Origin of the sequence: Streptomyces otsuchiensis (assembly GCF_004305975.1) — a bacterium.
GTDB lineage: Bacteria > Actinomycetota > Actinomycetes > Streptomycetales > Streptomycetaceae > Streptomyces > Streptomyces otsuchiensis.
This window is the reverse complement of sequence record NZ_BHZI01000212.1, coordinates 1-10,225: the sequence shown is the minus strand read 5'-3', so window position 1 is coordinate 10,225 and position 10,225 is coordinate 1. Positions and strand designations below refer to the sequence as shown.

At 73.5% G+C, this 10,225-nt stretch carries 5 protein-coding genes; all 5 read left to right on the top strand.

Annotated features, from left to right (window positions below):
- Positions 1-3,957 (top strand): non-ribosomal peptide synthetase (locus E0D90_RS18985; RefSeq protein WP_130799377.1); only part of this gene is annotated, 3,957 nt, incomplete at its 5' end.
- Positions 3,958-4,195: 238 nt separating this feature from the next.
- On the top strand, positions 4,196-5,410 hold the full coding sequence (gene manD / locus E0D90_RS18980; protein ID WP_103500477.1) for a D-mannonate dehydratase ManD: 1,215 nt from the start codon (positions 4,196-4,198) through the stop codon (positions 5,408-5,410).
- A gap of 1,181 nt (positions 5,411-6,591) precedes the next feature.
- The gene (locus E0D90_RS18975; protein WP_170215002.1) at positions 6,592-8,670 is read left to right on the top strand and encodes an AfsR/SARP family transcriptional regulator; all 2,079 of its coding nucleotides are present in this window, start codon (positions 6,592-6,594) and stop codon (positions 8,668-8,670) included.
- Positions 8,671-8,754: 84 nt separating this feature from the next.
- On the top strand, positions 8,755-9,372 hold the full coding sequence (wrbA, locus tag E0D90_RS18970; protein WP_130799375.1) for an NAD(P)H:quinone oxidoreductase: 618 nt from the start codon (positions 8,755-8,757) through the stop codon (positions 9,370-9,372).
- Between the two features lie 298 nt (positions 9,373-9,670).
- Entirely contained in the window at positions 9,671-10,216 is a 546-nt protein-coding gene (locus E0D90_RS18965; protein ID WP_130799374.1) for a flavin reductase family protein, read from the top strand.
- Positions 10,217-10,225 lie beyond the last annotated feature (9 nt).

Below are 10,225 nucleotides of genomic sequence, written 5' to 3'. Positions count from 1 at the left end.
GCCACGCCCGAGCCCGCCCCGGCCGACCCCGCCCGGGTGGCCGCCTCCCTGGAGTACTGGCGCCGCACGCTGGAGGACGCGCCCGAGCTGACCCTGCCCACCGACCGGCCGCGCCCGGCGGTCCGCACCGGCGCCGGCGCCGGCCTGACCCATGAGCTGGACGGCGCGCTCGTCGACCGGCTGAAGAAGTTCACCGCCCGTCACCGCACCACGCTCTTCATGGCGCTGACCGGCGCCGTCGCGGCGGTGGTCGGCCGCTTCAGCGGGCAGGACGACGTGGTGCTGGGCACCGTGGTCGCCGCCCGCCCGGCCGGGGCCGAGGACCGGATCGGTCTCTACCTCGACACCGTCCCGGTCCGGCTGGACCTCGGGGGCGACCCGACCTTCCGGGAGCTGCTGCACCGGGTCCGCGAGAGCAGCATGTCGGCCTACGAACACCGCGACCTGCCCTTCGAGGAGCTGGTCGCCGCGCTCAACCCCCGCCGCGACCCGGGCCGCAACCCGTACTTCCAGGTGATGGTGGAGTACGAGAACGAGGGCCACGTCGACTTCGACCCGCCCCGGCTCACCGCCACCCTGCACGACGTGCCCAGCGAGCGGGCGCCGTTCGACCTGAGCGTCTACCTCACCCACCACGGTGAGGGGGTGCGGTTCATGGTCGAGTACGACACGGCGCTGTTCGACGCGAGCACGGTGCGCCGCCTCGTGGAGTACGTGGAGGAGGTGCTGCGCCGCGCCCTGGACGCGCCGGAGGCACCGCTGAGCGCGGCCACCGTCGTCACCGACACCGACCGGGCGCTCCTGACCCGGCTGGGCGGTCCGGACGAGGAGCGGCCGCTGTCCGGGGACACCCTGCACGGGCTGTTCCGGCGTCAGGCCGCGCTCACCCCGGACGCGGTCGCCCTGGTCGGCGACGACCTCCGGGTCACCTACCGGGAGCTGGAGAGCCGGGCTCTCGCCCTCGCGGGCCGGCTGCGGGCCGGCGGCGCGCGAGTGGGCACCCGGGTGGCCGTCCTGGCGCCCCGGGGGCCGGAGCTGGTGACCGCTCTGCTCGGCGTGCTGGTCAGCGGTGCCGCCTATGTGCCGCTGGACCCCTCTCTTCCCGGTCCGCGCCTGGCCGCCCTCCTGGCGGACAGTGACCCGGCCCTGCTGCTGGCCCACTCCGGCGCCCTCGCCCCGCACCCGGAGCTGGTATCCGGGATGCCCGTGGAGCTGATCGACGCGGCCGGATCCGGGCCGCGGACCGTCCCGGCGGAAGCCCCGGACGGTGGAGCGGGACCGGAGGACCCCGCCTACTGCCTCTACACCTCGGGCTCGACCGGATCGCCCAAGGGAGTCCTCGTCCCGCACCGGGGCCCGGTCAACCTGGTGCGGGGCCACCTGGGGCGGCACGCCGCGCTGCGCACCCTGCAGTGGACGTCCCCGGCGTTCGACGTGAGCGTCCAGGAGATCTTCACCACCCTCGCCTCCGGTGCCGCGCTCGTCCTCATCGACGACGCGGTGCGGCACGACCCGTCGGCCCTCGCCGCGGCCGTCCGTGAGCACGGCGTCGAGCGGATGTTCATGCCGTGCACGCCGCTGACGCACCTGATGGAGACCGCGCCGGAGATGCCCTCTCTGCGGGAGCTGTTCTCCGCCGGGGAGGCGCTGCTGCTGACCGGTGCGTTCCGCCGCTTCCTCGACGCGCACCCGGACTGCGTCCTGCACAACCAGTACGGGCCGACGGAGACCTCGGTCATCGTCACCTCGCACCGGGTCGACCCCGGAGCCGGGGACAGCCCGCCGATCGGCACCCCCGTGCCGGGGGCGCGGGTGCGGCTGCTGGACCCCGCCGGGCGGGAGGTGCCGGTGGGAGCGGCCGGTGAGATCTGCGTCTCCGGCGTTCCCGTGGCCCTCGGCTACCACGGCAGGCCGCGGGAGACCGCAGCCGCGTTCGTGGACGACGGGGCGGGTTCCCGGCTGTACCGCACCGGCGACCTCGGGCGGTGGGGCCGGGACGGTGCCCTGGCCTACCTGGGCCGCATCGACGACCAGGTGAAGATCCGTGGCCACCGGGTCGAACCCGGCGAGGTGCGGGGCGCGTTGCTCGCGCTGGCCGCCGTCCGGGACGCCGCGGTGGTCTCCCGCCGGGACGCGCACGGCGACACCGAACTCGTCGCCTACGTCGTGCCCGAGGCGTCCGCGCCGGAACTCACCGAGCTGTGGGCCGGACTCCGCGCCGAACTGGCCGCCGCCGTACCGGACCACCTGGTCCCGCGGCGCTGGGTGCGGCTGGAGAGGCTGCCGGTCAACACCTCCGGCAAGCTGGACCGGGACCGGCTGCCCGCGCCCGGCCGGGAGGAGACCCGGCCCGAGGGCGGGGACCCGGTCACCCCGCTGGAGAAGACCCTCCACGACCTGTGGTGCGACGAACTCGGTCTCGACCGGGTCCCGGTCACCGGTTCGTTCTTCGAGCTGGGCGGCCACTCGCTGAGCGCGATCCGTCTGCTCAACCGGATGGGAGCCGAGCTGGGAAGCGCGGTCTCCATGGCCGGACTCTTCCGGGCACCGACGATCAGGGGCGTCGCCGCCCTGCTCCAGCAGGAAGACGCGGAGCCGGCCGACCCGGCGGAGGCGGCCCCGCCGGCGCCCACCGGAGGGGAGGCGGAGACCGTCGTCCCGATGACCTCCGCCCTGCGCAGGCTCTGGCGCCGCCACCACGAGCGGCCCGACCCGGGCGTCTACAACGTCGCCCACCGCATCGACCTGCACATGCCCGTCGTTCCCGACCACCTCCGCCGGGCCCTGGCGGATCTGGTGGCCCGGCATGACGCGCTGCGCAGCCGCGCCGTGCGGCGCGACGGCGAGTACCTGGTGGAGGTGCTGGCGGATCTCCCCGTGGACCTCCCGGTCACCGACCTCTCCGGGCACCCGCAGGACGGGGAGTCGGTGCGCGACTGGTGCCGGGAGCACGCCGCCCGCCCGTTCGCGATGGACCGGGCGCCGCTCTTCCGGTTCCGGCTGGCACGGCTGGGGGCCGACCGCTGGACCCTGGTGGTGGTGATGCACCACGCGATCTGCGACGGCTGGTCGATGGGCGTCCTGTGGCGGGAACTGGGCGAGCTGTACGACGCGCGGCGCGCGGGAGACACCGTCCCGCTTCCGCCGCCCGCCGCGCAGTTCACCTCCTACGCCCGCGCGGAACACGAGCTCGGCGGCCGCAGGCGCACCGAGCTGGAGGAGTTCTGGCGCGCCGAACTGGAGGAGGTGCCGCTGACGCTGGACCTGCCGGTGGACCGGGCACGCCCCGCCGCCCTCTCCGGGCGGGGCGCCCTGCACAGCCGCGCTCTCGACGGGGCGGCCGCCCGCCGGATCGCGGACGCGGCGCAGCGGTTGGGTACCTCGTCCTACACCGTGCTGCTCGCCGGGTTCGCCGCCTGGGCGGCACGGTGCCGGGGACGGTCCGCCGATGTCGTGGTGGCCGCGTCCAGCGCCAACCGGCTGGGTGCCGACCGGGCCGAGCTGGTCGGCCAGCTCGGCGAGGCCGTTCTGCTGCGGGCGAGGATCGGCGAGGCGGTCACCTTCGCCGACCTGGTCCGTCAGCTCACCGGCACGCTGTTCGACGCTCTCGACCACCAGGCGCTGCCGCTGGCCGAGGTGGCGGAGCTGGTGGCACCCGGTACCTCCGGGGGCGTCTTCCCCGATGTGCTGTTCACGGTGGTGACCACCACCCCGCCGGTGCTGCGGCTCGGCGGCGAGGAGGCCGAGGTGCGGGGCCTGCCCACCGAGGGCGTCGCACGGACGGAGCTGTATGTGGTGCTGGTGCCGGGGGAGGACGGGATGACGCTCACCTTCGAGTACTCGACCGACCTGTTCGACGACGGGACCGTACAGCGCTGGGCGGGGGAGTTGGCGGACGTTCTGGACCAGGCGGTCCGGGACCCGGAGGGCCCGCTGGCGCGGCTGACCGGCTGCTGACCGGCGGACACGTCTCCGGCCGGGCGGCGGGAAGCGGGGCACCACGGTGCACCGCAGACCGCCGCCCGGCCGCCGCGCCAATGCCGTGCCGGCGCGGCGGCCGGGCCGCTACGCTCGTCCCCGCGCCCCGCCGGGCGTCACCGGGACGACGCGGTGCGGTGGAGGGGCCGGGCTCCACGCCGTTCCCCTCCCGCCGCCCGCGCGGGCCGGTGCACTCGCTTCCGGAAGGGGATCAGCCGTGAAGATCGTCGACGCCGAGGTCCTGGTGTGCCGTCCCGGCCGCAACTTCGTCACCCTTCGCCTGACCACGGACGACGGGCTGACCGGCCTGGGCGACGCCACTCTCAACGGCCGCGAACTGGCTGTCGTCAGCTACCTCCGGGACCATGTGGCCCCGCTGCTGACCGGGCGGGACCCGCACCGGATCGAGGACACGTGGCAGTACCTGTACCGCGGCGCGTACTGGCGGCGGGGGCCGGTGACGATGGCGGCCGTCGCCGCGGTGGACGTCGCGCTGTGGGACATCAAGGCCAAGGTCGCGGGTCTGCCGCTGTACCAGCTGCTCGGCGGGGCGAGCCGGGACCGGCTGCTGGCCTACGGGCACGCCAACGGCCGTGACATCCCGGAGCTGTTCGACTCCGTCCGCGCCCGTCTCGCGGAGGGCTACCGCGCCATCCGCGTCCAGACCGGCATCCCCGGTCTCAACGCCGTCTACGGCGTCCACCCGCCCGGGGACGCCGCGGCGCGGGACCCCCACCAGCGGGCACGGCCGCTGGTCGAGGACTGGGACACCGCCGCCTACCTGCGGCACACGCCGACCGTGTTCGAGGCAGTCCGCAACGAGTTCGGCGCCGAGTTGCCGTTGCTGCACGACGTGCACCACCGCCTCACCCCGATCCAGGCCGCCCGGCTGGGCAGGGACCTGGAGCCGTACCGCCTGTTCTGGCTGGAGGACTGCACTCCCGCCGAGAACCAGGAGGCGCTGCGCCTCGTCCGCTCGGCGACCACCACCCCGCTGGCCGTGGGCGAGGTCTTCAACAGCGTCCATGACTACCAGGGCCTGATCACCGAGCAGTTGATCGACTACGTCCGCTCCGCCGTCACGCACTTCGGCGGCGTCACCCCGCTCCGTAAGCTGCTCGACCTGGCCGCGCTCCACCAGATCAAGAGCGCCGTGCACGGGCCGGAGGACATCTCCCCGGTGGGGATGGCCGCCGCCCTCCATCTGGATCTGGCCGTCCACAACTTCGGAATCCAGGAGTTCTCCGGCTACTCGGCGGCGACGCACGACGTGTTCCGGCACGCCTTCACCTTCACCGACGGGTATCTGCATCCCGGCGAGGAGGCCGGTATCGGTGTGGAACTGGACGACGCCCTTGCCGCGGGCCACCCGTACGAGCGGGCCTATCTGCCCGTCAACCGGCTGCATGACGGGACCGTCCACGACTGGTGAGCGCGGGCGATCGCCCCCGCCGAGGACTGAACTCACCCTTCCGGTCGCCAACTGGCGTTGCTTGAACAGTACTTGACAACACTGGACACTCCGCGCACGCTTGTCGCTTCCGTGTAGTCCGGCGCCCGGGTCCGTGCCCGTTCGCCGTCCGCGCGGCTCGCCCCCTCGGCGTTCGCCCGAGCGTGGTGCGAGGGATTCCGTTCGACCTGAGGCCGACGCTCCCGAACCGCGCACAAACAGAGATGTACGGGAGCCCGCAAGTCAGGCGCGTGACGACCGCCCCGGCGCGATGTGCCCTCCCGGCGGGTGGCGACCGGTCACGGGCACGGTGATCCCGCCGTCCACGGGCAGGTTCGTCCACCCCGTCGGACGCGTCTGGCCTGCCGGTTCGCCGTCCCGGGCCCGCACGCGCCGCGTTCCGTGATGTCCGGTGCGGGCACCCGGCGGGAGGCTGCCGGCGGTTGGCGCCGGGTGCCCGCCCGGCGGTACCGGTGCCTACCGTCCGCTATGCGTACGGGTTTACGCGCGGTGGCCCGATGTCACCGCGGTGTCGAGATCGTCGACGATTCACAGGAGTTGATGGGCGCCGATGGGGAAAGCGTTGGTCGGGACGCGTGCACGCCCCGGTGTCGAGCCGTCTCGACGCCCCGGGGCCGGCGGCGTGACGCCCGAACGATGACCGCCGGGCGGATCGTCGCGGCAGCGCGACCCGGGCCCCACTGCCGCACGAGGCGTTCTCGGCGGGTGGACGGCGGCCCGGCCGCCGCCTCGACCCCGCCCGTCATGTCGGCGCACAGTGCACGACTTCGCCCCGGCGAATTCGTCCCGGACCGTACCGCTGGGAGGTATTGATGCTCCACCGTGTCCGACCGGCCCTGCTCCCGGCCGCGCGCGGAGCGCGGCCACCGGGCCGGCCCCGGGACCCCGGGTCCCGGGCCGGGCGGCCGTCCGGTGCCCGCCGGTCCGCGCCGGGGCCGGCCCGTTCACCCCTGGGACGAACTGCCCGTCGTGGGGCATATGCCGCGCCTGGCACATCGCGTGCGTTCTACAGCGACAGGATTGTCTGTCACTCTTCGCACAAGGTCACCCGCTGTGAGTCGCCGGCTGGGGCGAATGTCTCCACCGGCTGTTTGTGCCCTGTGGTTCCGAACAGCTGAAACGGGGAGTGCATGTTGTTTCGCGTGCTCGGGAGACTCGAGGTCTCCGTCGACAACCGACCGGTCGTGCTCGGCAAGAACCGGCAGCTGGTCATCCTCTCGCTGCTGATCGCCGACGCGGGCCGGACCGTCTCCGTCGGCCGCATCGTCGAGGCCATCTGGAACGGTCACCCGCCACGGACGGCGGCCGAACAGGTGCAGACCTGCATCTGGCGGCTGCGTAAGGCCCTCACCGAGGCAGGGGCGCCGGGCGAGCTGATCGAGACCACGCCCAACGGGTACGCGCTCGCCGTCCGCGACGAGGACGTGGACATCCACCGCTTCGAGCGCCAGGTGACCGAGGCCCGCCAGCTGGCGCTCCAGGGCGACCTCTCCCTCGCGGCCTCCCAGATGCGCTGCGCCCTCGCGCTCTTCCGCGGACCGGTGCTGGCGGAGGTCCCCAGCCCGGTCGTCCGTGCCGTGGCCGCCAAGTGGGAGGAGCGGCGACTGGTCGTGCTGGAGGAGTGCGTCCGGCTGGAGCTGGAGTGCGGCCACCACCGCGAGCTGATCGACGAACTCGCCGTCCTGGTCGAGGACCACCCGCTGCGGGAGCAGTTACGCGCGCAGCTCATGTACGCCCTGTACCTCAACGGCCGCCGCGCCGAAGCGCTGGAGTCCTACCGCGCCGGCCGCGCCATGCTGGTCGATCAGCTCGGCCTGGAGCCCGGACGCGAACTCCAGGAGGTCCACCGCGTCATCCTGGCGGACGAGCACAGCGAGGACACCCTCCCCCAACAGCGGGCCTCCGTTCAGGAGCCGGTGCCCGCCCAGCTGGTGGCCGACCTCCCGGACTACGTGGAACGCCACGACTACGAGATGGTCATCCGGCGGGCGCTGACCTCCGGCCACGACACGGTGCGGATCTGCGGCCTGCACGGCCACTTCGGCCTGGGCAAGACCGCGCTGGCCGTCCACATCGCCCACCAGCTCCGCGACCAGTTCCCCGACGGCCAGCTCTTCGCCGACCTGCGCGGATCCGACCGCGACCCGACGAGCACCGCCGAGGTGCTCTCCGGCTTCCTGAGGGCGCTCGGCGTCCCCGACCACCGGATACCCGTGGACATCTCCGAGCGCGCGGCGCAGTACCGCAGCCTGCTCAACGGACGCCGGATCCTCGTGGTGCTCGACGACGTCCGCACCGCCGACTCGGTGCGCCCGCTGCTCCCGGGCGGGCCGGAGCCGGCCGTGCTGATGACCAGCCGCTCGATGCTCTCCGAGCTGCCCGGCAACCACGCGGTCAAGGTCGGCGCCATGACGGTCGGCCAGGCGAGCGAGCTGATCACCAACGTCATCGGGGCACCCCGGGTGGCGGAGGCCCCGGAGGCCATCCGCAGGATCGCCGCCGCCTGCGGCGGACTGCCCCTCGCCGTGCGTGCCAGCGCCGCCCGGCTCGCCGCCCGGCGTCACCTCGACCTCCACACGCTCACCCAGCGCCTCACCGACGAGGACCGGCTCCTCGACGAGTTGTGCCACGGGGCGCTCAACGTCCGCGCCTATCTGGAGCCGAGCGTCGGAGCGCTCGACCGGCGCGCGCGCCGCATCTGGTTCACGCTGGGCCTGCTGGAGGTACCCGACTTCGGCGCGTGGGCGGCCTCCGCCGCGGCCGACGTCCCCATCCCGCTGGTCGAGGAGGTGCTCGAACTCCTGCTGGACCGCGGCCTGGTGGACGTCGCCGGCGCGGACCGGATGGGTGTGGTGCGCTACCGGATCCACCGGCTCGCCGGTCTCTACGCGCGGGAACGCGGACACCAGGAGCTGCCCGAGGGGGAGCGGCACGCCCTGCTCGACCGGGCCGCCGACTGCTGGCTCGGCCTCGGTCAGCGCGCCCAGCAGCTGCTGAGCCAGGACCTACGCGGTTCGGCCCTGCTCGAATGCCCGTCCGGGGCCTGCCAGACCATGATCGACATGGTCGAGTCCGACCCGCGTGCCTGGCTCCAACTGGAGGCGGAGGGACTGCGGTTCGCGGCGGCGCGGCGGGGACACACCGCGGGGCTGCGGATGTCCGAGCGCGGCGGGCCGGACCGCTGGGACTTCGCCAACGACATCTCTCTCATTGTCGCCTGAGCAGATCTGACGTTCATTCACATCATGTGTCATTCCATGGCAATGTGGGATGGAACGGAATCAACCAGAGGATTGGACAACACCGTGAGCACGCGCATCGCCGTCATCTACTACTCCTCCACCGGCAACGTCCACCGCATCGCCGAAGCGGTCGCCCGGGGAGCCGAGGCAGCCGGAGCCGAGGTCAGGCTGCGCCGCACGACCGAACTCGCCCCGGCGGAAGCCGTGGACAGCAACCCCGCCTGGCGTGAGCACCTGGACGCGACCTCGCACATCCCCGAGGCCACCCTGGAGGACCTGCGCTGGGCCGACGGCTACGCCTTCGGCACCCCCACCCGGTTCGGCAACGTCTCCGCCCAGCTCAAGCAGTTCCTCGACCTCACCAGCGGACTCTGGCAGGCCGGCGAGCTGGTGGACAAGGCGGCCACCGGCTTCACCAGCAGCTACGAGCTGCACGGTGGCCAGGAGACCACCCTGGTGGCGCTCTACAACGTGATGCACCACTGGGGCTCGGTCATCGTCCCCACCGGCTACGCGGACTACGACATCATGCACGCGGCCGGCGGCAACCCCTACGGCATCAGCATCCAGGACGGCGACGAGGACCTGGCCAAGGAGGTCTACGCGGCGGCGGAGTTCCACGGCGGACGCCTGGCCAGGATCGCCGGCGCGCTGGCCACGGTGCGGCAGGCGGGCAGCTGACCCACCGCCACCGCTCCGCTCTCCGCGCGGCCGCACCGGGATGACACGACTCCCGTGAGCGGCTGAGCCGCAGATCAGAGCCCCTCCGACGCCCGGCCGGCCAACGCCCGCCGGGCGTCGGCGCGTGTGCGCCCGGCCGCCGGCCGCGGCCCTCCTCTCCGCCGGTCTTCCGGCGGAGAGACGAAAGAGAGAGCACGGAGAGGCACGCGCTCTAGCGTCGTTGGCGACGAGGACAGAGCCGGGACGAACCCGGTACCGAGACCCACCTCCCTCGCCGGTCAGCCAAAGGCGGTGCCGTATGCCAGAGACGACGCAAGCCGACCCGGGCCCCCACCGAGACGGATTCCGGGCGCTGATGTCGGGATTCCCCTCCGGGGTCGGCGTGGTGACCTCGGTGGACCACCGGGGGCAGCCGACGGGAATGACCTGCTCGTCGCTCAGCAGCGTCACCCTGCAGCCGCCCACGCTGCTGGTCTGCCTGCGGGACCACAGCCGGACCCTGGTCGCCATCCGTGAGTCCGGAGCGTTCGCCGTGAACCTCCTGACGCAGGAGGCCCGTTCCACGGCGGAGCTGTTCGCCTCCGGCGCGCCGGACCGCTTCGGCCGCGTCCGCTGGACGATGGACGCGGACGCGGCCGGCCCCCACCTCGGCCACGACGCGCACGCCGTCGCCGACTGCCGCCTCACCGGTACCCAGCTCGTCGGCGACCACGTCGTCGCCCTGGGGGAGGTCCGCCGGGTGGTGTGGCACGAGGAACCGCGGCCCCTGCTCTACGGGCTGCGCCGCTACGCCGCGTGGTCCGCCGCCGTCAAGGAACCCGCGACCACGCCCGGCGGCCGCTGAGCGGCCGGC